This window comes from Polynucleobacter sp. AM-7D1 (assembly GCF_018688455.1).
In the GTDB taxonomy this organism is placed as follows: domain Bacteria; phylum Pseudomonadota; class Gammaproteobacteria; order Burkholderiales; family Burkholderiaceae; genus Polynucleobacter.
Window position 1 is genome coordinate 253,748 of the sequence record NZ_CP061319.1, and the last position, 21,890, is coordinate 275,637.

A 21,890-nucleotide genomic window follows, 5' to 3' on the forward strand; every position below is an offset into this window, starting at 1 on the left:
AATAAAATACCCATAATTTAATGCATTATTATGTGTATTTTGTAAAAAGTCAAACCCTTTCCCGAGTGGGGAATCGCTCTGTTTTGACTTAGCTTCTGCGGTAGCGCGTTGGATCGCTCAAATTAGCTTGTTTAAAGCCTGCCTGCCTTAGTCGACAAGACTCACATTCGCCACAAGCTTCACCTAGGTCGTTTGCTTGATAACAAGAAACGGTTTGTGAGTAGTCGACACTTAGGGTGGTGCCCAGTTGAATGATTTCTGCTTTACTCATACTAATGATCGGTGCATGTACCCGAAAGCGATTCTCATTGTTCAGTGCTTCTACGCCAGCTTTGGTGGCCAAGTTGGCCATCGTCTCAAATGATGCGACATATTCTGGGCGACAGTCTGGGTAGCCTGAGTAGTCAACGGCATTGGCACCATAAAAAATATCCAATCCACCCAATGACTCAGCCCAGCCCAAAGCAAGGGATAGCAAAATCGTATTACGTGCAGGGACATAGGTAATTGGAATTTCAAGATCTTTACCGGGGGTAGTGGGGATATCGATAGATGAGTCGGTCAGAGCCGAACCCCCAAAGCGCGTGAGGTCTAAATTCACAACCTCATGACGAATAACACCCATTTTCTTGGCAATATGTTTTGCTGCTGCTAGTTCGGATGAGTGGCGTTGACCATAGCCAACAGATAACACATAAGGTGCATATCCGAGATCTTTCGCTAAGGCTAGAATCGTGCTTGAATCTAGACCGCCTGAGAACAAAATCACTGCTGGAGCATCGGGTGTGCGAGGAGCGATATTCTGAAAGGCTGCAGACAGCGATGACATAGCGAAACGATTCTTTGCTTGGCTTATAGGATTACTTCGTTGCAGCAATCAATTGTTGCGCATCTTTTGCCGCTTCAGCGTCTGGATACTTGCTGATGATCTCGCTAAAGGTTTTCTTGGCAGCCGCTTTATTACCACTTTCCAATTGCGCATTACCGAGTGTCAACATAGCCGATGGAATGCGTGGGTGATTTGGGTAGCGCTTAATCAGGCTCTGCAGTTGCGTAATCGCGCCAGCATAGTCTTTGTTAGCGTATTTGCTGTTACCACTCCAAAAGAGTGCCAGCGGTGCATAAGGGCTAGTAGAGTACTTTTTAGCAAAGACAGAGAACTCGCTATCTGCTTTTTTAAGATTACCTGCCTGAAAGGTCTTCAACGCATCGTCGTAGGCTTTTTTCTCACCAGGCTGGACAGTGCCGTTCACACCTTCAATAGTTGCAGTGCGAGGTTCAAAATTACCTAAGCGGGTATCGAGATCTTGATAATAGGTTTTTTGACTGGTGCCAATATCTTGACCTTGTTTCTCAAGCTCCTCCACCTTCCCTCGTAGCTCAGCATTATCTGTTTTTAGTTTATCGATCTGCCCTTGTAATTCAAGCTGTGTTGTTGCTAGGGATTTGCGTAAATCCAATATGGCTTTTCGTGCGTCATCATCAGCAAAGAGTGCCCAAGCATTGCCGGATAGCCCAAGGAAAGTGGTGGCAGCACTTAAACAAAACGCTCGTGAGAGCGTTTTTTTAAGAGAGTGTGAAAGCATAGACATTAGTTTGTAATGTAAACAATATCAGCGCGACGATTTTCTGCCCAAGCTGCTTCGTTATCACCTTCAGCTTTTGGCTTCTCTTTACCAAAGCTCACCGCTTCCATTTGGTTCTCAGAAACACCCATTAGGTTGAGTGACTTACGTACTGCATCTGAACGGCGTTGACCCAAAGCTAAGTTGTACTCTGCAGTACCGCGTTCATCGGTATTGCCTTGAATAATGACCTTTTGATTCGGGTTGGCTTTTAAGAAGCTTGCATGCGCGGACAATTGTTTTTGATATTTAGTTTGAACGGTGTATTCATTCAAATCAAAGTACACGCTACGTTGGAAGAGTGGGCTGCTTGGATCATTCCATGGCTGTGAGCCAAAGTTACCGCTACCACCACCATTGGCCCCATCAACATCATCCAATTTGACGCTTGAGCAAGCGGCTAAAAATAAAGCTGTTACCCCGACGAGAGTAAGGGTTGCGGTACGGCGTGCGATAGAAGTCTTCATGATCTGTCCTTTTTCCTACAAACTGAGTAACTAAATAAGCTGATAGCCAATATTATGCCCCTAAGAGCTCAATATTGGCTATTTAGCCGGGAAAGATCAGAATTGAATTTACTGAGGCTTTAGTCCATAAAAGGACCCCAGGACGGCTGACGTACATCTGATCCTGGAATGCTCAATACCTGCTTAGAATTGCCATCTACTGAAACTGCAGCCAAAACCCGCTTCCCACCCAGCTTTGTGGAATACAGGACATAGCGGCCATTTGCGGCAAAGGATGGGGACTCGTCGCTAGTGCCATCTGTCAGTGCTTGGGTATCGCCTGTTGCTAAATTGAGGATATACAGGCGGAATGCCCCGCCAATATTGGCGATATAGGCCAGATACTTACCGTCCGGTGAAATGCGCGGTGAAGTTACAAAACCTTGCTTGAAGGTGATGCGTTTAGCGCCCTCAACCTGTTCACCTTCGGAGCTCATCCGATAGATTTGCGGGTTGCCACCGCGATCGCTCGTAAAGTAAATATATCGACCATCTGCTGAATACTGTGGTTCGGTATCAATGGTGCGACCGCGCGTGAGGCGTTGTAGCCCAGTACCATCTGCATTAATGCCATAGATCTGGGTGTTGCCATCTTTGGAGAGTGATACAGCTAATTTCTTGCCATCTGGCGACCAGGCTGGCGCACTGTTATTTCCCTTTTGGTTGGATAGCGGAATACGGCGACCAGTAGCGAGTTCGTGGACATAGATAACAGGCTTGCGATCTTCAAATGATACGTAAGCCACCTTCTTTCCATCGGGGGACCATGACGGAGAGATGATTGGCTCACCGCTATTCATGGCATTGCGAATATTTTGACCATCTGCATCAGAGATCACCAAACGATAGCGTTTACCTTCTTTAATGACGTAGGAAAGGCGGGTTGAGAAGATACCCCGCTCACCCAATAATTTGAGGATGATGTCATCTGCAATTTTGTGGCCTGCAGCACGCAAATTGTCTGCGCTGGAATTGATATTTAAGCCGCCAAGACTTTCGGATTTGCGAATATCAAAAAGCTTATAGTGAATCTCAAACTGACCCGCGCCAGTTTGAACTACAGAGCCTACCGCCAAAGCATCTGCACCCCGAGCGACCCATGATTTGTAGTTCGGTGTGCCTTCATCACTTTCGCTGGCATTGCCGTTTTCAGTATTTTTGAAGTAACCACTGCGTGCCAAATCTTGACGAATGATGTCAGTAACACTAGTAGGTAATTTATTCTCATCTTTGAATCGCATTACGGCAATGGGATAGAGTGACTGACCTACACCCGTGATTTCAATATTCATTTGCGCTAGCGCAGAGGAGCTCATACCAAACATTGAGATCATCACAGCTAGCACTACTGTAGTAAGTGAAAAAACTTGTTTATAGGTAGTGCGCTTGATCAATTTAGCTACTTGCAACATGCTTTAGTCCTTGGGTTTAAAGGTCAGCTTAACTTCTCTTTGGGGAATTTTGCCATTGTCGTCTTTCGGCAGACTTTCTGCGCGATTGAGCGCAAGTAGCACTGCGCGATCCCAGCCAGCATTTCCACTGGAGCTCACGAGATCTGTACTTAAGATCGCGCCATCGGGTGCGAGATTGACTTTAACGACTGCCGCAGGATTTCCGCTTATTGATTCTGGGTTAAATACGATGAGCGGCTTTACTTTCTTAACTACCTTATCTGTCCAGCCAGGTTGCGCATTGCCGCCAGCGCCAACTCCGCTGCCACTTGATCCACCACTACCGCCTTCTGCACCAGCAGCTGCACGCAGGCGAGCTAGCTGATCCGCACGCACTTTTTCAGCTGCGGCATTGGCTTTTGTTTCAGTAGGTGATTTGGATTCCACTTTTTGAGGAGGGTCAACTTTTTTTGGTTTTTCCTTCTCCTTTGGAGGTGGAGGTGCTTGCACTGGTTTGGGAACTTCTTTTTTTGGAGGCTCTTTTACTTTTTCCTTCGGTGGCGGAGGGGGAGGCTGTATAGCCTTAGGAACTTCTTTTGGCATTTCTTTTTTGGGAGGCTCTTTTTCAACAGGTTTTTTATTGATAGCGATGTCCGCTGCCTCTTCCTTGATCTCTGCCTTTACTTCTGGTACGACAGGTGTTTCAACTTGTTGACTAGCATCCCAGAGCTCAACTTCTACTCCAGATGGAGTGGAGTTATTCCAGTTGATACCAATGACTAAGAATGCAAGTAAACCTAAGTGCGCAGCTAATGAAAAACTAAAAGCACGTTTTGTGCTTTCATTTTTAGTTGAGCGTCCTCGAGAAAAATTCGAGTGAAAAGTTTGCGCGCTATTCATGTATGCGGAACAAAAAGCCTTATTGACTCTTCACGGCAAGACCAACACGTTTCACGCCATTTTCTTTGAGTTTAGACATGACTTCCATCACGACTTCATATTTAATAGATTTGTCTGCAGCAAGAACAACGGGTTGCTCGGCCGATTTTTCTGCTTGTGATCTTGCAAATGTACCGAGCTCAAATTTATTTAAGGTTTGAACCGGATCACCATCTTTGCGAACGATGATGTTTTCATTGGCATCGATTGTTAAAAAGACGGGTGGCAAAGATTGCACTTTTGCACCACCTACAGTTGGTAAATTGACGACACCAGGATTGACCATCGGTGCAGTCACCATGAAGATGACGAGCAGCACCAACATCACATCAATGTAAGGTACGACATTGATGTCGGCCATTGCCCGACGCTTAGAGGATTTTCTGAGTGAGCCAGCCATGCTTATTTGCCTGAAGCTTGGCGTTGCAAGATGTTAGTGAACTCTTCGATAAAGGTTTCAAAGCGGATGGCGAGCCGATCCACATCCGTTGCTGCGCGGTTGTATGCAACTACCGCAGGAATTGCGGCAAAAAGACCGATCGCGGTTGCAACCAGCGCTTCAGCAATGCCTGGGGCTACCGCTGCCAAGGTAGCGTTTTGAACATTGGCTAAACCGCGGAAGGCATGCATGATCCCCCAAACGGTACCAAAAAGGCCAATATAGGGGGATACAGAGCCTACAGAAGCTAGGAATGGTAGGTTGGCTTCCAACATATCCATTTCACGCTGGTAGGTGGCTTTCATGGCGCGGCGGGCGGCGTCAATTTCTCGCACTTTCATGAACTCCTGCATGCCGGCCTCAAAGATATGTTCTAAAACAGCATCGCTACGGGTATTGCGCTGAGCAGCATTAAATAAGGTGTTGAGATCTCCGCCGGACCAAAAGTCACGCTCAAAACGCTCGGTGTCTTGCCTTACGCCTCGCAGAATGGCCGTTTTCTTAAAAATGATAGTCCAGGAGGCCACAGACATGCTGAGTAATAACAACATTACTAGCTGGACTAATAGGCTGGCATTTAGGACTAGGGAGAGGAATGAGAGGTCTTGTGTAGTGGTCATGGTGGATTTTGTATGATGTAGGTTGATTTTACTAAGTTAATTCACTCAGCAATACAACTTCATCGGGATTATGACCATGTTTGACCGCCAAAACACCTTAGCCAAAACCGACCCAGAATTGTGGGCAGCGATTCAGAATGAGAATAAGCGTCAGGAAGACCATATTGAACTGATTGCATCTGAGAACTACACCTCCCCAGCGGTCATGCAGGCGCAGGGCTCTCAGTTGACCAATAAATATGCCGAAGGCTATCCAGGCAAGCGCTATTACGGTGGTTGCGAGTTTGTGGACGTTGCTGAACAATTGGCGATTGATCGCGTTAAGGCCTTGTTTGGTGCTGAAGCGGCTAACGTGCAGCCCCATTGTGGCGCATCTGCTAACCAAGCAGTGTTCTTGGCTTTCTTAAAGCCTGGCGATACCTTCATGGGTATGAGCTTGGCTGAAGGCGGTCACCTGACGCACGGCATGGCTTTGAATATGAGTGGTAAGTGGTTTAACCCAATTGCTTATGGCTTAGATAAAAATGAAGAGATTGATTACGAGCAGATGGAGCGTTTAGCCCGTGAGCACAATCCAAAGTTGATTATTGCTGGCGCCTCTGCGTACTCTAGAAAAATTGATTTCGAGCGTATCGGTAAATTGGCCAAAGAAGTAGGCGCGATTTTCATGGTGGATATGGCGCACTATGCTGGCTTAGTGGCTGCTGGTGTATATACAAACCCAGTGCCCCATGCTGATATCGTGACTTCCACTACTCACAAGAGCTTACGAGGTCCACGTGGCGGCATCATCTTGATGAAAGCCGAGCACGAGAAAGCTATTAACTCCGCGGTATTCCCGGGCCTACAGGGTGGCCCATTGATGCACGTGATTGCTGGTAAGGCTGCAGCGTTTAAAGAGGCACAAGAGCCTAGCTTTATTGATTATCAAAAACAAGTAGTCGCTAATGCCAAAGCTTTAGCTGAGACATTGATTGCTCGTGGCTTGCGTATTGTCTCTGGCGGTACAGATTCTCACGTGATGTTGGTGGACCTACGTGCCAAGAAGATGACTGGTAAAGAGGCTGAGCGTGTATTGGGCGAAGCGCACATAACTTGTAATAAGAACGGCATTCCAAACGATCCAGAAAAACCAATGGTGACCAGTGGTATTCGTTTGGGCTCACCTGCCATGACAACACGTGGCTTTAAAGAAGCGGAAGCACGTCAAGTTGGTAATTTCATTGCGGATGTTTTGGACAATCCAAATGATGCTGACAATATCTTCAAAGTTCGTGCGCAAGTAGCTGAGTTGACTAAGCGTTTCCCGGTTTACGGCTAATAAAAATAACTGACTAAACTAAAACGTAAAGAAGAACTACATTGCGCTGCCCTTTCTGCCATAACGACGATACTCAAGTTCTGGATACTCGTGTATCGGATGAGGGCGACACGATTCGACGCCGCCGCCGTTGTGCCAAATGCGATAAACGATTTACGACTTATGAGCGTGTAGAGCTTGTATTGCCAGCAATCGTCAAGAAGAACGGTAGCCGTGTTGAATACAGTCATGACAAGTTGGTTAGTTCAGTCAAGCTAGCCTTGCGCAAGCGCCCTGTCTCATCAGATTCTGTTGATGAATCGATTGCTCGGATTGAAGAGAAGCTACTCAGCCTGGGCGAAAAAGAAATCCCAAGTGAGCGCGTTGGTGAGCTGGTGATGCGTGAACTCAAGCGCTTAGATAAAGTTGCTTACATTCGCTTTGCCTCTGTCTACAGAAGTTTTGCAGATATTGAATCTTTTGAGAGTGCACTCAAAGAGTTGAAATAAGAAAACCTTAAATACCCAGCCAGTTAAATAGATCAGAGAAATAAAAAAAGGACTGCATATGCAGTCCTTTTTTTATTCGCAAGTTGCGAAGTTTTTATTTACTTTAATTCTGCAAAAATTGAAGTAGTGATTTCATCAACGCTTCCAGTACCGCTCACTTTGCGATAGGCGGGTGCCTTCACTTTGTCGGCGGGATTACTTTGAGTTGCCCAAGTAGAGTAGTACTCCACCAACGGGCGAGTCTGATCGTCGTATACCTGCAAGCGTTTACGAACGGTTTCTTCTTTGTCATCATCACGCTGAATTAAATCTTCACCAGTCACATCATCCTTACCTTCCACTTTTGGCGGATTGAAAGTAACGTGATAAGTGCGACCTGAAGCTGGGTGAACGCGACGACCGCTCATGCGATCTATGATGGCATCAAACGGTACATCGATTTCTAAAACATAATCGATTGGCACACCCGCATCTTTCATGGCTTGCGCTTGGGGAATGGTTCTTGGAAAGCCGTCAAACAAATAACCCTTGCTGCAATCAGCTTGAGTTAAACGATCTTTTACTAAACCAATGATGATGTCGTCGGAAACAAGGCCGCCGGCATCCATAATTTTTTTAGCAGCAATGCCAAGTTCAGTTCCAGCTTTAACGGCAGCGCGTAACATATCACCTGTCGAAATTTGTGGAATGGCAAATTTTTCGCAAATGAACTGAGCTTGAGTTCCTTTGCCAGCACCTGGTGCACCGAGCAGAATTAACCGCATTGTTTTCCCCTTAGAAGACCCTTATTGTCCCGTATTTTTTCGGGATCCTTTGTAACTAATTCCTAGGATTATCCCCGAGAGAACCCTTCGGGCTCAGGATTCTCGCTTAGGAGGCTAGGATGCGACGTACCCGATCTAGATCTTCCGCAGTGTCAACCCCTGCTGGCGGGGCTTCGCTGGCAGTATGGACGGCAATTCGGTAGCCGTTCCAGAGGGCGCGAAGCTGTTCTAAGGTCTCTGCCTGCTCTGGTGGCGCTGGCTCAAGGCGGGTGTATGCCTGCAAAAAGTCAGCTCGGTAAGCGTAAATGCCTAGATGGCGTAGGTGGATCACTTTGACCGATGTCTCCGCATCCCGCACAAACGGAATGGTGGCTCTAGAGAAGTAAAGCGCCTCATTGGAGCGATTAAGAACCACCTTAACAACATTGGGGTTTATGATTTCCGCTTCATCTGTAATGGGTACGGCAACAGTTGAAATCGCGCAGGCGGCATTGTCAGCCAAAGTTTGAGCAACTTGATTGATCAACTCTGGCGGAATCAAGGGTTCATCACCTTGGACATTGACGACTAAGGTATCAGCTGGAAGCTTTAATAGTTGTGCCACTTCTGCAATGCGGTCTGTACCAGTGGGGTGGTCTGGGCTGGTTAATAAACACTCGATACGATGTTCATCGCATGCTGCTTGAATTTCTGGTGAATCAGTTGCGACGACAACACTTTGCGCATTGGATTGCTGCGCACGTTCGGCCACACGAATCACCATCGGCTTGCCACCAATATCGGCGAGGGGCTTGCGAGGTAGGCGAGTTGAACCCAGTCTGGCAGGAATAACAACTAAAAATTCTGGTGGTTTGGAAGTTTGAATACTCATTCGCTAGATTGCGCTTAATCAACAATTAATTGATTTCATCGGCAGTAAGACTTCGGGCCTCATCAACCAGCATCACTGGGATGTCATTACGAATGGGGTAAGCCAGGCGATCAGCTTTGCAAATGAGTTCGTGTTTTTCGGCATCCAAATGCAAAGTGCTTTTGCATATAGGGCATACTAAAATTTCGAGTAAGCGCTTGTCCATATTTAATCTTTGCTCTTTTTATAAAGTGTATCGATTTGGATCGGGTCTTTGCAAAATAGACTGCAGCCAATCTGCTAATGTATTTGGGATCTTCAGGCTCATTGGAACAACCCAAATACGTTCGTCCTGTATTGAGGTGCATTTTACGGCATCCTTCTCCGTAATCAGGATGCATTTCGCGTTGATGGAGTTAAAAAACGCTGGGGTGTAGCTAGCGTGATCGGCTAAGCCAATACATTTTCCAGTGATACCTTGTTTCATTAAATCATCAAAAAAGCGTTGGGGATTACCAATGGCTGCAACAGCGGTGATCTCATTGGGAAGATATGCATTTGCAATAGCTTCTAGAGATTGTGTGTTACCAGGGGAATTTAGTTGATAGGGCGCGCCTAGTTGGCTAGAGAGTGTAAATGCGCGGCGGCCTAAAAAGTACTCATCCACTGGAGTTGCAGTTGTATTTGCGCCTGTCATCAATGTGGCATCTCGCTCTCGGAAAGCAGGCTCACGCAAGGGTCCAGCAGGCAGTAAAAAGCCATTGCCTTCACCGCGTTGATCACGCACAACAAATTCAATATCGCGACCCCCTTCGCGAGCAGGCCAACGTACCAAGCTGCGATGTTGCAAACCATCATCGCTGATGATGACGTTCACCGAGGGGCTATTTCTTAAGAGCGAGCGAATACTTTTTATCCGTTTTGGATGAACCCAAATTGGAAATTGATCTTGTGTACGTTTGGCAATGAGAACGGGCTCATCACCTACTTCTGCGGGATTGGAATCGCTACTCACTTGCTGTGGGGTGTTTGATGCCGGAGCGCCATAACCTCTGCTGATAATTCCGGGTTTCCACCCCATGCTTGCGAGTCGTTCTGCTAGTGCAATGACGATGGGGGTTTTACCTGTGCCTCCTACGCGAATATTACCGACGATGATGATGGGCACAGCTTGCGGCTTATTTTTTCCTAAGTTCAGATCATTGACTAAATCCAAAGCTTGATTGATCCAACCGTACACCTTTGATAAAGGCCAGACGATGAGGCTGGTTGGCCCACGCCTTTCCCAAAACCGGGGGGCCTTATTAAAGAAAGAAGTTTTTTTTGGTGATGACATTAAAGGCGACTTGTTTAGCTCAATATTTCTAATGGACTGAATTTATTTCTTCGTAGTTTGACTGCTAAACACAATATTAGATAGATTGGCGTCGCGCGCAGCCTCTAGGGCGGTTACGACTGCCTGGTGGGGCGCTTTAGCATCTGCATCGATATTGACCTGGATGGAATTATCTTTGTTCAGTGAATTGAGGCTATTGCTGAGTTGGCTGCGGTCAGTTACCTTGCCGTTAATAGCAAAGCGCCCATCTCGACTGACTGCGATATGAATTTGCTTCACCTCTGACTGGCTTGCTGCGCCATTGGCAGTCGGCAGGGTGATGGCTAGTTCTTGATAGCGCGTGAAGGTCGTGGAGATCATCAGAAATATCAGCACTACTAAAAGCACATCAATAAAAGGAATGAGATTGATTTCGGGCTCCACAGAGGATGAGCGAACCCCTAATGAAAATTGGCCTCGGTGCTGAAGCTTATTTTCTAGCCAACTCATTTTTTATCCGTAGTAGGTGGATAAAGTTTTTTAAATAATTGGCGGGTAAATTCTTCGCATTCATGTTGGCGTTGATTTGCCATTGCCCGCAGGCCACGCCATGCAGCTAAAGCAGGAATCGCAATCAATAAACCAAAAGCCGTGTTGTAGAGAGCAATAGAGATGCCATGAGCTAGTTGTTGAGGGCTGTTCACACCCTGACTGCCAAAAATTTCAATCATGCCGACAACGGTGCCAAATAAACCTAGTAAGGGTGCGACTGTCGCGATAGTGGCTAGCGCGCCTAAATAGCGATCTAGTTTTAGCCAGGTTGATTGAGCGCTTGCTTGCAACTCTTCTAAAGCGGAGTCTGCAGAGCTGCCAGAGGCCTTTTCGCGCAGAATGCAGGCAAAAAGTGAGCTTACCGGAGAGAGTTGGCCAATAGTCCTAATTTCGTCTTCAGAAACCTTTTTTTGCTGGGAAATAGCATTTGCCACTCCAAATGTGGATTCAAGGCTATCTTTGGGGAAAATATGAATTTGGCGTAAATACCAAGCCCGCTCGAGGATGATGGCCAGTCCGATAACCGAGATAATAAGTAGGGGCCAAATAGGCCAGCCAGCAGACAGTAAGATTGAGTACATAAGCTCAGTACTTTAGCTGAATTAAAAGTGGGCTTTGACAAAGCGATCCTGTGGATAACTCTGTGCAAAACTTTTTAGGAAGACTCGTGTAAGTCCTTGATTTATAGTGAATAAGGGTAGTTTATGCTTGAATATAGGTAAATAGATCTTGAAAATTACCTATATAAATCAATGACTTAAATTATTAATGTTGGATTTATGAGACGTTTTGGGTCAGTAATTACTTACTTATAAGAGTTAAACCTAGGGTGTATGCGTTTATGTGGATATTTATTGCCTGCTAGCCCTGATGCCTGTGTAGAAAAAGAGGAAAAATGTCCGAAATATCAAGAGAAATTCTGAGTGTTGGCGATCTAAACCGCGCTATTGCTAGCTCTTTAGAGGAGCGCTTTGATGCTGTATGGGTCAGCGGGGAGATTTCGAATTTCAAGGCATATGACAGTGGACATTGGTATTTTTCTCTCAAGGATGAAGAGGGGCAGATTCGCTGTGTGATGTTCCGTGGTCGTAATGGGCAAGTCGGATTTATGCCTCAATCTGGGGATTTAGTAGAAGTCGCTGCCAATGTGGGCTTCTATGTTCCTCGTGGTGACATTCAGCTCACGGTGCAAAGCATGCGACGCGCTGGCATGGGCGGTCTTTACGAAGCTTTTTTGAAGCTTAAGGCCAAACTCGCAAAAGAGGGTTTATTTGACACTAATAATAAACGTCCCATACCAGCTCATCCGAGAGCGATTGGCATCGTTACCTCGTCGCAAGCTGCGGCCTTAAAAGATGTGTTGAGTACTTTGGCTAGAAGAGCTCCCCATATTCCAATTGTGATTTATCCAACACTCGTGCAAGGACCTGATGCGCCAGCTGGCATTATTGCTGCACTCAAAAATGCTGAAAAAGAAAATGCTGTTGATGTGATTTTGTTAGTACGCGGAGGCGGCAGCATTGAAGATCTCTGGGCATTTAATGATGAGCAGTTGGCGTACGCCATCGCGCAATCACCTATTCCGATTGTGAGTGGCGTTGGACATGAAACCGATGTCACGATTGCCGACTTTGTTGCAGACTTACGCGCACCCACTCCAACGGGTGCGGCAGAATTAGCTGCGCCACGACGCGATCAAATGCTGCAAGAGTTAGATGCCATCATGCAAGCATTGCTGCAAAGAGTAAGTCAACGTGTAGAGCGCGAAGCGCAAACCTTAGATCAATTGGCTTTGCGTCTCAGTCATGCCTTACCCAACCCTGATCGCATGCGCGAGCAAATCAGCGGATGGCAAATACGACTCAACCAAGCATGGCTGGTGAGAGTTGAAAATTGGAAACGTGATTATAGCCATTTCCAATCCCAGCTTGAGATGCTTAACCCACAAAGAACTTTAGAGCGTGGTTATGCGGTAATCCTGAGCAAGGAAGAGCAGGCAATGCATGCTGTGCGCAATCCTAATGAGTTGAATACAGAGAATACGTTTCAGGTACGCTTGGCCGAAGGTCAAGTAGAGGTTGAGTTTGCGAAGGTTGAATTGCCGAAATAAAGCTACAGAATATTTGGCTCAATCTCGAGTTGTACGCCGAATTCATCGAATACTTTATCTTGAATATTTTTTGCTAAACGGAGAATATCTATCGATGTCCCGTCACCATGATTTACGAGAACTAGTGCTTGATTTTCATAAACACCGACAGGGCCAACACGTTTGCCTTTAAAGCCACATTGGTCAATCAGCCATCCGGCCGCCAACTTACGTTTGCCATTGCTATCTGGGTAAGAAACCAGATTCGGAAATTGCTTAATCAGCTGCTCACATTGTTCAGCGCTGACAATCGGGTTTTGGAAAAAACTTCCAGCATTGCCAATAACCTTGGGGTCTGGTAATTTTTTAGATCGAATAGCACATACGGCATCAAAAATGTGTCTAGCGCTTGGACTGGAGTTTGACCCAGCAAATTGCTTTGTTAGATCGGCGTACTGTAATCGTGCTTGCCAAGCCTTAGGGATTTTAAAAACGACCTTTGTCACGATAAATCGATTGGGATTTTGCTTGAAGTGGCTATCGCGATAGGCAAACTGGCAGGCCTCTTGCGGGAGAGTGACAAAGGCATGGTCCACAGAATCAAATGCTTCGATGCTGTCGATGTATTCGCCTATCTCAACACCGTATGCCCCAATGTTTTGAATGGGTGCGGCACCGACAGTTCCCGGTATGAGTGCGAGGTTTTCTAGTCCGGGTAAATTTTGATCTAGTGTCCAAGTAACAAACTCGTGCCAATTGACTCCAGCACCCACCGAGAGCCATGAATACTCTTGATCGGACTTAAAAATCTCCTGACCCAGAATATTGATGAGCAGAGTTGCTCCAGGCAAAGACTCTGGAAGAATCACATTGCTTCCGCCACCCAATACGCGCCAGGCAAGTTTTTTATCCCCAAGCTTTGTCATGAGCGCTGGTAGCTGATCCGCGGATGTGATCTCGTACGCCAATTCCGCTGTGGAATCCAGGCCAAAGCTATTCCGGCGCTTGAGCCCGAGATTGGGGGTCAATTTTGCTGGATTGGGCGCATTTTTCGCGGAGTTCATGCCACAATCTTATTCGTGTTCGAGTTTCTGGCGGTAATTTATGGAAAAACTCGAAAAGTAACAATGCAATTTGAATTTGCAGAATTCATTACCCAGATTATTTAAGGAGTTTGAGATGCCCTCATTTGACGTAGTGTGTGAGCCTGACATGATTGAGTTGAAAAACGCAATCGAGCAATCCAATAAAGAAATTACCAATCGTTTTGACTTTAAAGGCTCCGATAGCCGAGTTGAGCAAAAGGATGAGACCTTGATCTTGTTTGGTGATGATGACTTTAAGTTGGGCCAGGTACGCGATGTCTTAATTAGCAAGATGGCTAAACGTAATGTGGATGTGCGCTATCTCAAAGATGACAAAACTGAGACCATTGGCGGCGATAAGCGCAAGCAAACCATGAAGATCCAAAAAGGAATTACCTCCGAGTTATCCAAGAAGGTAGTGCGCATCATTAAAGACAGCAAGATCAAAGTGCAAGCCAGTATTCAGGGTGATGCAGTGCGTGTCACCGGTACCAAACGTGATGACTTGCAAGAAACGATGGTACTGCTCAAAAAAGAGGTAGCAGAGGCGCCATTGGGTTTTAACAACTTCCGTGACTAAATCTCTAAGACAAGTCCCTGCACGCTCATTCCAAAGTTGATAGGCGAGTAAGGGGGGCAAGCTTTTGGGGTGGTGCGATACCTCCGATTGCTTTGATCTAGGAAACTTATTCGCATTAAGGCAGCCCTGCTGGCTATGCTAACTGTTGTCCTAGAGGGTGCTTGAATGCATTTATCCGCCAATAACCCAGTTTAGATAAAAGGTTACTTTTTGGAACCTTTAGGGCTATAATGTATTCATCTCAAGGAGAAAAACATGTCTATTAACGTTAAATTATCTGAAAATTTGGTAGAGCAGGCTAAAGCTTACGGGCAAATTGAGCACCGTTCGGTGCCTAAGCAGATTGAATACTGGTCACAGATTGGCAGGGTTGCTCAAGAAAACCCAGAGTTACCGTTTTCCATGATTCGAGAGATTTTGATTGCCGATCAAGAGCCGATCATCGGCGAGTATGTATTTAGTTGATGCGCTTACTCCTGACAGCTTCGTTTGTAAAAGCAATCAAAAAATTACATTCACAACAAAAATCTGAGTTAGATAACGCGGTTAAATCTATTGGTTTTGATACATCGATTGGAGAGGCTAAGGTTGGGGATCTACTGGGTGTGCGTGTTTTCAAGTTTCAACTTCCACAGCAACAGTGTTTGTTGGCTTATCGTATTTTGGATGAAGAAAGTATTAAGTTATTGACGTTTGGTCCGCATGAAAATTTCTATCGTGATTTAAAGCGGCAGGATGATTGAAGTGGTTTTATTGTGACCGCTGATCAAAGCCTGGCTCCATCGACTAAGGTGTCGATTGCATCGACAAGCCAAGAGGCCATCGAGCGCTTCTGTGATGCTTGTTGGCTAGAAGATGGCTTGGCACAAAATAGTTTATCTGCTTATCGCCGAGATCTATTGCTCTTGGCGCAGTGGCTTCAAAAAGATTCAGGCGCTGATCTCTACAGTGTGTCGGAAAAAGATCTCACTGCTTACATTGCGCATCGACGCGCAGATAAAGCAACCACTGCTAATCGTCGACTGACGGTATTCAAGCGCTTTTATCGTCATGCTCTGCGCATGAATTTGGTAAAAAGCGACCCCTGCATTGGTTTACGTGTTGCTAAGCAGGCACTACGTTTCCCTAAAACTTTGAGTGAAGATCAGGTTACTGCTTTGCTGAATGCTCCCGATGTGGAAACTTCACTTGGATTGCGTGATCGCACTATGCTGGAGCTGATGTATGCCAGCGGCTTGCGTGTCACAGAAATCGTTTCTTTAAAGACAGTTGCTCTAGGATTAAATGAAGGTGTAATTCGGGTGGTGAACGGTAAGGGTGGCAAAGAGCGTTTAGTGCCTTTTGGTGGGGAGGCGGGGCAGTGGTTGCGTCGCTATTTAGCTGATGCCAGAACTCCATTACTTGAGGGTAAGTCTTCGGATGCGGTATTTGTGGGGCGCCATACGGGCACTGGTTTAACTCGTCAGGCTTTCTGGGTGCTGATTAAGCGTTACGCCGCGATTGCCAACATCCCCGTAGCTTTATCGCCCCATACCTTGCGCCATGCTTTTGCTACCCATTTACTCAACCATGGGGCAGATTTACGGGTGGTACAACTCCTTTTAGGCCATGTCGATATCTCTACTACACAGATCTATACCCACGTTGCTAGAGAGCGTCTGAAGTCGATCCATCAGCAGCACCATCCTAGAGGCGCATAAAGCGTGCCAATCCAAGCAATCATCAAGAATGTAATAAGTGTATAAGATATCCCCATGAATTTAACTTTAGATCTTTTGCTGATCCCGATTGCCTACCTGATTGGTTCCATTTCTTTTGCGGTAGTGGTGAGTAAGTGCATGCGTTTGCCTGATCCCTATTCTTATGGCTCTGGTAACCCAGGCGCAACCAATGTTCTTAGAACGGGTAACAAGCTGGCAGCGGTTCTCACTTTGATTGGTGATGCCTTAAAGGGTTATCTTGCCGTCATGTTAGCGAGAGTATTGCTCGGCGATGAGTCTTTGACATCAACACTCAATTCTTGGTTGTTATGTGGCGTGGTGATTGCAGTGTTCTTTGGGCATCTATTTCCGATCTTCCATGGCTTTAGGGGGGGGAAGGGTGTTGCAACTGCCTGCGGCATTTTGTTTGGCATTAATTGGATTTTGGGTTTAGCAACCTTAAGTACCTGGATCATTGTGGCGATGTTTATGCGCTACTCATCATTAGCTGCTCTAGCGGCTGCAGTCTTTGGCCCAATCTATTTTGTATTTTTGTTTGGCTTTCAGCCGATGGGCATTGCGCTGCTCGTAGTATGTCTTTTGCTGATTTGGCGCCATCGTAGCAATATTCATAATCTTATGAACGGCAAAGAAAGTCGTATTGGCTCCAAGAAAAAAGGACAGTCATGACGATTGCTTATTGGTGTGTGCTGTTCATGGGATTGTTTCCTTATGTAGCAGCCGGCATCGCAAAAAAAGGTTTTGAGGGCTATGACAATGGCATGCCCAGGCAATGGCTAGCCAAGCAGACAGGATTTCGGGCGCGTGCTAATGCAGCTCAAGCTAACCTTTTTGAATCTCTCCCATTCTTTTTTGCCGCCGTGATCATTGCATCTATAGCCAATGCACCGCAAAACAGAGTTGATTTGCTAGCAATCGGATTTGTTGTAGCGCGCATTGCTTATTTGATTTGTTATGTAGCCAATTGGCCAAGCACTCGATCTATTGTGTGGCTTGCCGGCTTAGCTTGCGTGGTAGCCATCTTCTTTCAGATTTAAAGAGTAAAAACTAATTTACGAAATTCATCGAGACAATAAATAAATATGCCGACTAAAAAAATTCTCGCAAAGGCTGCTGGCAAGGCTCACGTCAGGAAAGCCTCTATTGTTAAGCCAGCAAAAAAAAGTGTTGATGGCATGCCATTATCGGTAGTAATTCGTCGACGCATTGAGGCTCAAAAAGCACGCTTTCATGCAAATGACAATATCTCTAAATTCATTCAGCCTGGTGAGCTAGAGGCCCTGGTAGATGAAGTTGCTGAAAAGATGCAGGCTGTTTTAGAAAGCTTAGTTATTGATACGGAGAGCGATCACAATACTAAAAATACAAGTCAACGTGTAGCTAAGATGTTTGTCAAAGAGGTGTTCAACGGCCGTTATGTTGAGCAACCCACCTTAACTAAATTTCCTAACGTTAGCCGCCTAAACGAGTTGATGATCATTGGCCCCATCACTGTGCGTAGCGCATGCTCTCATCATCTATGCCCGATCATGGGCCGGATTTGGATTGGCGTATTACCAAGCAAAGAATCCGCTCTCATTGGTTTATCGAAGTACTCACGCCTGACAGAATGGGTCATGTGTCGACCCCAGATTCAGGAGGAGGCGGTAGTAGAGCTTGCGGATATGTTGGAGAAAAAAATTAAGCCGATTGGTGTTGCGATTGTGATGGATGCAGATCACTTCTGTATGCAATGGCGTGGTGTTAAGGATCGTGACTCAAAGATGGTAAATAGTGTGATGCGTGGCGCTTTCTTGAAGGACTCTAATTTACGTAGGGAGTTTTTATCTCTTTTAGATAAGGGGTAAAAGATTGATGCATCTAGTGGCTTTTGGTAAAAGACGGAGATTGTATTTTGTTTAAAGCTATAGCAAGGATTGTGAGTGTCCATTTTGCTGTGAGCTTTTTGCTGGGGTGTGGACCAATAATTTATCCCAGTGTTAATGTCGATCCTACCAAGAGTAATGGGGCGACTTTTCAAAGGGATGCGATTGATTGCGCTCAATCTTACCCTGAGGCCGGGTCAGGGGTGCATATCAAACAACGAATTAGCTGCATGAATCTCAAGGGCTGGCATTAATTCTCAATTAAAAAATCCTTTAAATTACCGAATTACCTTAGTCACAGTCGACTAATTTGATCTACTCTATGATCAATATAGGTCCAAATTTTGCTCTGTATCACCTGCTGGAGCTCATGTGAAAACAGCAGGCGCGGATTTATGATTTTTCCGCTGCTGGCGCTTGTACCTTGGCTATATATGACAAAGCTCAAGGCATGGTTGCTGAAGCTGAACCACAAGCCGCCGCTATAGGTTGCCAGGCCGATGTTTCTACAGTGGATAATGCCAAGTTCCCAAAGTATGTTGTAGGTCAGCAATGTGATAATTGTGCTTTGTATCAAGGGAAGTTTGACCCTCCTGCTAGCGGTTGCTCATTAGTTGCTGGCAAAAGTTGAAGCTTAGATCATGCCAAAAAGGTTTAATGCTGCCTTACTTTCATGCTTCATAGAAAGATCGACACGCGGTCTTTTTTATTTTTTTAAGATCTAAATACTGGTTTGGTAGAACCGGTCGAGTTGATCAATCCTTTGATTTTGAGTATCGAGGCACAAGATGAATATGGCTTTGCTGATGCAATATACTCAAAACGAATGCTGAATTATGATAGAAAATTTTTGATTTAGCCTTAATCTTCAGCAATAAACCCTTTAAAATTGTAGATCACCAATAAAAATATTGAAGCTTGGCGCAAATATTTATGACAACTCCGAAGTTGATGGCATCAGATAATCTCAATATTCAAGTAGTCCCGGTGATTCTCTGCGGGGGGTCTGGTACGCGTTTATGGCCCTTATCTCGAAGGGCTTTCCCAAAGCAATTTTTGGTAATAGCCGAGGATGAATCTAATCACAGTCTATTTCAACAGACCATTCAAAGAATGGAGACTATCTACCAAGGTGATCGTACGTGCGATGGAACTGTATTGGGATCTTCGGTAATTATCGCCAATGAAGATCATCGCTTTTTGGTTTTGGATCAATTGCGGGAGTTGAAAAATGAAGATGCAACACTATTGTTAGAGCCTGTGGGACGTAATACGGCACCCGCATTAACATTAGCAGCCCTGCAATTATTGAGGGTCGAAGAAATGACTAATGGGAATGATAATGATCCAATATTAGTGATTACGCCAGCCGACCAAGTGATTCAGAGTCAAACAGATTTTGCGCAGGCTTTACAGGGTTGTATAGCCACTGTAATCGCAGATAAATCTAAACAAACACTCGCTATCTTGGGTGTCAAACCAACTTCTCCCGAAACGGGATACGGCTATATAAAGCGCAGCCGTTCTATCGGAGTCTATCAGGAATATATTGTGGAGGGCTTTGTAGAAAAGCCGGATGAAAAAACTGCTAAAGAGTATCTCTCAGATAGCTACTATCTCTGGAATAGCGGAATCTTTGTGATGCACGCAAGCACTTGGCTTGCAGCTGCGAAAGAATTTTGCCCTAATATGCTCAGCGCAACAGAAGCAGCATGGATTGCAAGAGCTGCGGACAAGTTAGGCGATTTTACTTTTATACGACCCAATAAAGAAATATTTAAAGATGTTCCAAGTGAATCTATAGATTATGCGGTCATTGAAAAATGTCCCGGCAGTAAGTATCAAATCAAAATGATTGAGCTAGATGCAGGTTGGAATGATTTGGGCTCTTGGGATGCGGCATGGAATGTCGGCCCCCAAGATGAGGGTGGGAATGTTGTCATTGGTGACATTATTACAATGAACTCAAAAAACTCCCTCATTCACTCTAGTAGTAGATTGGTATGTACTGTTGGCATTAATAATCTTATTATTGTTGAAACGGCTGATGCGGTTTTAGTTGCCGACAAGAAAAATAGTCAAGATGTGAAGTCTATTGTTGCTGAGCTAGAGGGGCAAAAACGTGAAGAAAAGAATTTGCATCGAAAAGTCATAAGGCCTTGGGGTTGGTATGACTGTATTGATGAGGGTGAGCATTTTAAAGTCAAACGCATCCAAATCGGACCGGGTGAAAATCTATCGTTGCAGATGCATCAACATCGCGCAGAACACTGGGTAGTGATTAAGGGGGTTGCAGAAATTACCAATGGTAATCATGTGCTCACGCTTTCCGAAAATCAAAGTACTTATATTCCTAGGGGGCAGATTCATCGTATTGCCAATCTAGGAAAAGATATCTTGGAGATCATAGAAGTTCAATCTGGAAATTATTTTGGAGAGGATGACATTATTCGTTTTGAAGATAGTTATGGAAGGAGTTGAGTTTCGTACTAGCGACAGATTTTTATAGAGAATATTTTTCCAGAAGGCTGAATATATATGGGCAAGAAAAAAGTTGCATTAATTACTGGCATTACTGGTCAGGATGGTTCATATCTCGCCGAATTTTTGCTAGAGAAAGGTTATATTGTTCATGGAGTTAGACGTCGCTCTTCATCTTTAAATACTGAGAGAATAGATCATCTATGCCAAAAATCTTCAATTGGTAGCAATGATTTAGTTTTGCATTATGGCGACTTAACGGATTCAAGCAACCTTGTGCAAATAGTTAAACAGGTGCAACCTGACGAGATTTATAACTTGGGCGCTCAAAGTCATGTCGCTGTATCTTTTGATTCACCCGAGTACACTGCAAATGTGGATGCGATTGGTCCGCTAAGATTGCTTGAATCGATTCGTATCTTGGGCCTAGAGAAGAAAACACGTTTTTATCAAGCTTCTACTTCAGAGCTTTATGGCTTGGTGCAAGAGATTCCTCAAAAAGAAACAACCCCGTTCTATCCAAGAAGTCCGTATGCGGTAGCAAAAATGTATGCATATTGGATTGTTGTGAACTATCGAGAGGCATATGGTATCTATGCCTGTAACGGAATTCTTTTTAATCATGAGTCAAAGCGGCGGGGGGAGGAATTTGTAACCAGGAAGGTGACTCAGGGATTGGCCAATATTGCTCAGGGTTTAGATAAATGTCTTTATATGGGTAATATTGATAGCTTGCGTGATTGGGGTCATGCTAAAGATTATGTCCGTATGCAATGGCTCATGCTCCAACAAGACAAACCAGAAGACTTTGTCATTGCTACTGGCGTGCAATTTACCGTGCGTGAATTTATTATTCGCAGCGCTAAGGAGTTGGGAATTACTCTAAAATTCGAAGGCACTTTTGAGTGCGAGTGTGCTGTCGTGGTTGGCATCGAAGGCGATAAAGCTCCAGGCTTAAAGTTGGGCGATGTGATTATCCGCATTGATCCGCGCTACTACCGCCCAACTGAGGTTGAGACTTTACTTGGTGATCCAACTAAAGCAAAAACAAAGCTAGGCTGGATTCAGGAGATTGCTCTTGATCAGATGATCGTGGAGATGGTTTCTAACGATTTAGAAAAAGCAAGGCAACGTGTACTCTTAAGAGGATATGACTTCAGTCATGCAGTAGACAAAAAGGGTTAAGAGTCTCTGGATATCTAGAGGAGAAGAGCTCTATATAATTTGGTGAGTACAAAGTTATTAAAACTATTTTTTTA

27 protein-coding genes are annotated in these 21,890 nt (G+C 45.2%); 13 read left to right on the forward strand and 14 right to left on the reverse strand.

Going from position 1 to position 21,890, the window contains the following annotated elements:
- Positions 1–88 precede the first annotated feature (88 nt).
- The 7 genes from queC to tolQ all read right to left on the reverse strand — a co-directional run bounded on the left by queC (position 89) and on the right by tolQ (position 5,520).
- Complete coding sequence (gene queC / locus GQ359_RS01370) at positions 89–829, reverse strand: 7-cyano-7-deazaguanine synthase QueC (protein ID WP_215387174.1); 741 nt, start codon at positions 827–829, stop codon at positions 89–91.
- A 31-nt stretch (positions 830–860) separates the two neighbouring features.
- Positions 861–1,592 carry a tol-pal system protein YbgF gene (gene ybgF, locus GQ359_RS01375; protein ID WP_215387175.1) on the reverse strand — a complete coding sequence of 244 codons (732 nt, stop codon included), beginning with the start codon at positions 1,590–1,592 and terminating at the stop codon, positions 861–863.
- The gene (pal, locus tag GQ359_RS01380; protein ID WP_215387176.1) at positions 1,592–2,092 is read right to left on the reverse strand and encodes a peptidoglycan-associated lipoprotein Pal; all 501 of its coding nucleotides are present in this window, start codon (positions 2,090–2,092) and stop codon (positions 1,592–1,594) included. The genes ybgF and pal overlap by 1 nt, the downstream gene beginning before the upstream one ends.
- Before the next feature lie 119 nt (positions 2,093–2,211).
- Positions 2,212–3,465, reverse strand: a complete 1,254-nt coding sequence (gene tolB / locus GQ359_RS01385; protein WP_251367944.1) for a Tol-Pal system beta propeller repeat protein TolB — start codon at positions 3,463–3,465, stop codon at positions 2,212–2,214.
- 81 nt (positions 3,466–3,546) lie between these two features.
- A complete protein-coding gene (locus GQ359_RS01390) occupies positions 3,547–4,422 on the reverse strand; it encodes an energy transducer TonB (RefSeq protein ID WP_215387178.1) in 876 nt (291 codons plus the stop codon).
- Between the two features lie 19 nt (positions 4,423–4,441).
- Positions 4,442–4,861 carry a protein TolR gene (tolR, locus tag GQ359_RS01395; protein WP_215387179.1) on the reverse strand — a complete coding sequence of 140 codons (420 nt, stop codon included), beginning with the start codon at positions 4,859–4,861 and terminating at the stop codon, positions 4,442–4,444.
- Positions 4,862–4,863: 2 nt separating this feature from the next.
- Positions 4,864–5,520 carry a protein TolQ gene (gene tolQ, locus GQ359_RS01400; RefSeq protein ID WP_215302521.1) on the reverse strand — a complete coding sequence of 219 codons (657 nt, stop codon included), beginning with the start codon at positions 5,518–5,520 and terminating at the stop codon, positions 4,864–4,866.
- Between the two features lie 76 nt (positions 5,521–5,596).
- Between tolQ and glyA the strand changes: the two genes are divergently transcribed.
- The gene (gene glyA / locus GQ359_RS01405; RefSeq protein ID WP_215387180.1) at positions 5,597–6,841 is read left to right on the forward strand and encodes a serine hydroxymethyltransferase; all 1,245 of its coding nucleotides are present in this window, start codon (positions 5,597–5,599) and stop codon (positions 6,839–6,841) included.
- 41 nt (positions 6,842–6,882) lie between these two features.
- Complete coding sequence (gene nrdR, locus GQ359_RS01410) at positions 6,883–7,329, forward strand: transcriptional regulator NrdR (protein WP_015420459.1); 447 nt, start codon at positions 6,883–6,885, stop codon at positions 7,327–7,329.
- A gap of 98 nt (positions 7,330–7,427) precedes the next feature.
- On the opposite strand, the gene adk is transcribed toward nrdR, so the two are convergent.
- The 6 genes from adk to GQ359_RS01440 all read right to left on the reverse strand — a co-directional run bounded on the left by adk (position 7,428) and on the right by GQ359_RS01440 (position 11,391).
- On the reverse strand, positions 7,428–8,093 hold the full coding sequence (gene adk / locus GQ359_RS01415) for an adenylate kinase (RefSeq protein WP_215387181.1): 666 nt from the start codon (positions 8,091–8,093) through the stop codon (positions 7,428–7,430).
- A 106-nt stretch (positions 8,094–8,199) separates the two neighbouring features.
- Positions 8,200–8,964 carry a 3-deoxy-manno-octulosonate cytidylyltransferase gene (gene kdsB, locus GQ359_RS01420; RefSeq protein WP_215387182.1) on the reverse strand — a complete coding sequence of 255 codons (765 nt, stop codon included), beginning with the start codon at positions 8,962–8,964 and terminating at the stop codon, positions 8,200–8,202.
- Between the two features lie 25 nt (positions 8,965–8,989).
- Positions 8,990–9,169 (reverse strand): Trm112 family protein, encoded by a 180-nt coding sequence (locus GQ359_RS01425; protein WP_215387183.1) that lies wholly within the window; start codon positions 9,167–9,169, stop codon positions 8,990–8,992.
- Between the two features lie 18 nt (positions 9,170–9,187).
- Positions 9,188–10,279, reverse strand: coding sequence for a tetraacyldisaccharide 4'-kinase (gene lpxK / locus GQ359_RS01430; protein ID WP_215387184.1), 1,092 nt, complete (start codon positions 10,277–10,279; stop codon positions 9,188–9,190).
- A 42-nt stretch (positions 10,280–10,321) separates the two neighbouring features.
- Complete coding sequence (locus GQ359_RS01435) at positions 10,322–10,768, reverse strand: biopolymer transporter ExbD (RefSeq protein ID WP_215387185.1); 447 nt, start codon at positions 10,766–10,768, stop codon at positions 10,322–10,324.
- Complete coding sequence (locus GQ359_RS01440; RefSeq protein WP_215387186.1) at positions 10,765–11,391, reverse strand: MotA/TolQ/ExbB proton channel family protein; 627 nt, start codon at positions 11,389–11,391, stop codon at positions 10,765–10,767. Before GQ359_RS01440 ends, GQ359_RS01435 begins: the two co-directional genes overlap by 4 nt.
- Before the next feature lie 314 nt (positions 11,392–11,705).
- On the opposite strand from GQ359_RS01440, the gene xseA reads away from it, so the two are divergent.
- Positions 11,706–12,920, forward strand: coding sequence for an exodeoxyribonuclease VII large subunit (gene xseA / locus GQ359_RS01445; RefSeq protein ID WP_215387187.1), 1,215 nt, complete (start codon positions 11,706–11,708; stop codon positions 12,918–12,920).
- 2 nt (positions 12,921–12,922) lie between these two features.
- On the opposite strand, the gene murB is transcribed toward xseA, so the two are convergent.
- Positions 12,923–13,963 carry a UDP-N-acetylmuramate dehydrogenase gene (murB, locus tag GQ359_RS01450; RefSeq protein ID WP_215387188.1) on the reverse strand — a complete coding sequence of 347 codons (1,041 nt, stop codon included), beginning with the start codon at positions 13,961–13,963 and terminating at the stop codon, positions 12,923–12,925.
- 115 nt (positions 13,964–14,078) lie between these two features.
- On the opposite strand from murB, the gene GQ359_RS01455 reads away from it, so the two are divergent.
- The 10 genes from GQ359_RS01455 to gmd all read left to right on the forward strand — a co-directional run bounded on the left by GQ359_RS01455 (position 14,079) and on the right by gmd (position 21,816).
- On the forward strand, positions 14,079–14,564 hold the full coding sequence (locus tag GQ359_RS01455) for a YajQ family cyclic di-GMP-binding protein (protein ID WP_215387189.1): 486 nt from the start codon (positions 14,079–14,081) through the stop codon (positions 14,562–14,564).
- A 255-nt stretch (positions 14,565–14,819) separates the two neighbouring features.
- A complete protein-coding gene (locus GQ359_RS01460; protein ID WP_215387190.1) occupies positions 14,820–15,029 on the forward strand; it encodes a ParD-like family protein in 210 nt (69 codons plus the stop codon).
- On the forward strand, positions 15,029–15,307 hold the full coding sequence (locus tag GQ359_RS01465; protein ID WP_215387191.1) for a type II toxin-antitoxin system RelE/ParE family toxin: 279 nt from the start codon (positions 15,029–15,031) through the stop codon (positions 15,305–15,307). Before GQ359_RS01460 ends, GQ359_RS01465 begins: the two co-directional genes overlap by 1 nt.
- A gap of 12 nt (positions 15,308–15,319) precedes the next feature.
- On the forward strand, positions 15,320–16,264 hold the full coding sequence (xerD, locus tag GQ359_RS01470) for a site-specific tyrosine recombinase XerD (protein WP_371822449.1): 945 nt from the start codon (positions 15,320–15,322) through the stop codon (positions 16,262–16,264).
- 54 nt (positions 16,265–16,318) lie between these two features.
- Positions 16,319–16,954: a glycerol-3-phosphate 1-O-acyltransferase PlsY gene (plsY, locus tag GQ359_RS01475; RefSeq protein ID WP_215387192.1), complete on the forward strand. Its 636-nt coding sequence runs from the start codon at positions 16,319–16,321 to the stop codon at positions 16,952–16,954.
- Positions 16,951–17,322: an MAPEG family protein gene (locus tag GQ359_RS01480; RefSeq protein WP_215387193.1), complete on the forward strand. Its 372-nt coding sequence runs from the start codon at positions 16,951–16,953 to the stop codon at positions 17,320–17,322. Before plsY ends, GQ359_RS01480 begins: the two co-directional genes overlap by 4 nt.
- A gap of 138 nt (positions 17,323–17,460) precedes the next feature.
- On the forward strand, positions 17,461–18,132 hold the full coding sequence (folE, locus tag GQ359_RS01485; protein ID WP_215387848.1) for a GTP cyclohydrolase I: 672 nt from the start codon (positions 17,461–17,463) through the stop codon (positions 18,130–18,132).
- A 442-nt stretch (positions 18,133–18,574) separates the two neighbouring features.
- Positions 18,575–18,781, forward strand: coding sequence for a high-potential iron-sulfur protein (locus tag GQ359_RS01490; protein WP_251367898.1), 207 nt, complete (start codon positions 18,575–18,577; stop codon positions 18,779–18,781).
- A gap of 320 nt (positions 18,782–19,101) precedes the next feature.
- Positions 19,102–20,631, forward strand: a complete 1,530-nt coding sequence (locus tag GQ359_RS01495; protein ID WP_215387850.1) for a mannose-1-phosphate guanylyltransferase/mannose-6-phosphate isomerase — start codon at positions 19,102–19,104, stop codon at positions 20,629–20,631.
- A gap of 57 nt (positions 20,632–20,688) precedes the next feature.
- Positions 20,689–21,816: a GDP-mannose 4,6-dehydratase gene (gene gmd / locus GQ359_RS01500; protein WP_215387194.1), complete on the forward strand. Its 1,128-nt coding sequence runs from the start codon at positions 20,689–20,691 to the stop codon at positions 21,814–21,816.
- Positions 21,817–21,890: the final 74 nt, after the last annotated feature.

Excerpts from the sequence above, each read along its gene's own strand:
- xseA (WP_215387187.1), top strand. The coding sequence starts at position 11,706 with ATGTCCGAAATATCAAGAGAAATTCTGAGTGTTGGCGATCTAAACCGC.
- tolQ (WP_215302521.1), bottom strand. The coding sequence starts at position 5,520 with ATGACCACTACACAAGACCTCTCATTCCTCTCCCTAGTCCTAAATGCC.
- tolB (WP_251367944.1), bottom strand. The coding sequence starts at position 3,465 with ATGATCTCAATGTTTGGTATGAGCTCCTCTGCGCTAGCGCAAATGAAT.
- tolR (WP_215387179.1), bottom strand. The coding sequence starts at position 4,861 with ATGGCTGGCTCACTCAGAAAATCCTCTAAGCGTCGGGCAATGGCCGAC.
- adk (WP_215387181.1), bottom strand. The coding sequence starts at position 8,093 with ATGCGGTTAATTCTGCTCGGTGCACCAGGTGCTGGCAAAGGAACTCAA.
- glyA (WP_215387180.1), top strand. The coding sequence starts at position 5,597 with ATGTTTGACCGCCAAAACACCTTAGCCAAAACCGACCCAGAATTGTGG.
- GQ359_RS01425 (WP_215387183.1), bottom strand. The coding sequence starts at position 9,169 with ATGGACAAGCGCTTACTCGAAATTTTAGTATGCCCTATATGCAAAAGC.
- GQ359_RS01435 (WP_215387185.1), bottom strand. The coding sequence starts at position 10,768 with ATGAGTTGGCTAGAAAATAAGCTTCAGCACCGAGGCCAATTTTCATTA.
- GQ359_RS01460 (WP_215387190.1), top strand. The coding sequence starts at position 14,820 with ATGTCTATTAACGTTAAATTATCTGAAAATTTGGTAGAGCAGGCTAAA.
- GQ359_RS01480 (WP_215387193.1), top strand. The coding sequence starts at position 16,951 with ATGACGATTGCTTATTGGTGTGTGCTGTTCATGGGATTGTTTCCTTAT.
- GQ359_RS01495 (WP_215387850.1), top strand. The coding sequence starts at position 19,102 with ATGGCATCAGATAATCTCAATATTCAAGTAGTCCCGGTGATTCTCTGC.
- GQ359_RS01440 (WP_215387186.1), bottom strand. The coding sequence starts at position 11,391 with ATGTACTCAATCTTACTGTCTGCTGGCTGGCCTATTTGGCCCCTACTT.
- GQ359_RS01455 (WP_215387189.1), top strand. The coding sequence starts at position 14,079 with ATGCCCTCATTTGACGTAGTGTGTGAGCCTGACATGATTGAGTTGAAA.
- GQ359_RS01390 (WP_215387178.1), bottom strand. The coding sequence starts at position 4,422 with ATGAATAGCGCGCAAACTTTTCACTCGAATTTTTCTCGAGGACGCTCA.
- plsY (WP_215387192.1), top strand. The coding sequence starts at position 16,319 with ATGAATTTAACTTTAGATCTTTTGCTGATCCCGATTGCCTACCTGATT.
- pal (WP_215387176.1), bottom strand. The coding sequence starts at position 2,092 with ATGAAGACTTCTATCGCACGCCGTACCGCAACCCTTACTCTCGTCGGG.
- murB (WP_215387188.1), bottom strand. The coding sequence starts at position 13,963 with ATGAACTCCGCGAAAAATGCGCCCAATCCAGCAAAATTGACCCCCAAT.
- GQ359_RS01465 (WP_215387191.1), top strand. The coding sequence starts at position 15,029 with ATGCGCTTACTCCTGACAGCTTCGTTTGTAAAAGCAATCAAAAAATTA.
- kdsB (WP_215387182.1), bottom strand. The coding sequence starts at position 8,964 with ATGAGTATTCAAACTTCCAAACCACCAGAATTTTTAGTTGTTATTCCT.
- folE (WP_215387848.1), top strand. The coding sequence starts at position 17,461 with ATGCCATTATCGGTAGTAATTCGTCGACGCATTGAGGCTCAAAAAGCA.
- lpxK (WP_215387184.1), bottom strand. The coding sequence starts at position 10,279 with ATGTCATCACCAAAAAAAACTTCTTTCTTTAATAAGGCCCCCCGGTTT.
- ybgF (WP_215387175.1), bottom strand. The coding sequence starts at position 1,592 with ATGTCTATGCTTTCACACTCTCTTAAAAAAACGCTCTCACGAGCGTTT.
- gmd (WP_215387194.1), top strand. The coding sequence starts at position 20,689 with ATGGGCAAGAAAAAAGTTGCATTAATTACTGGCATTACTGGTCAGGAT.
- queC (WP_215387174.1), bottom strand. The coding sequence starts at position 829 with ATGTCATCGCTGTCTGCAGCCTTTCAGAATATCGCTCCTCGCACACCC.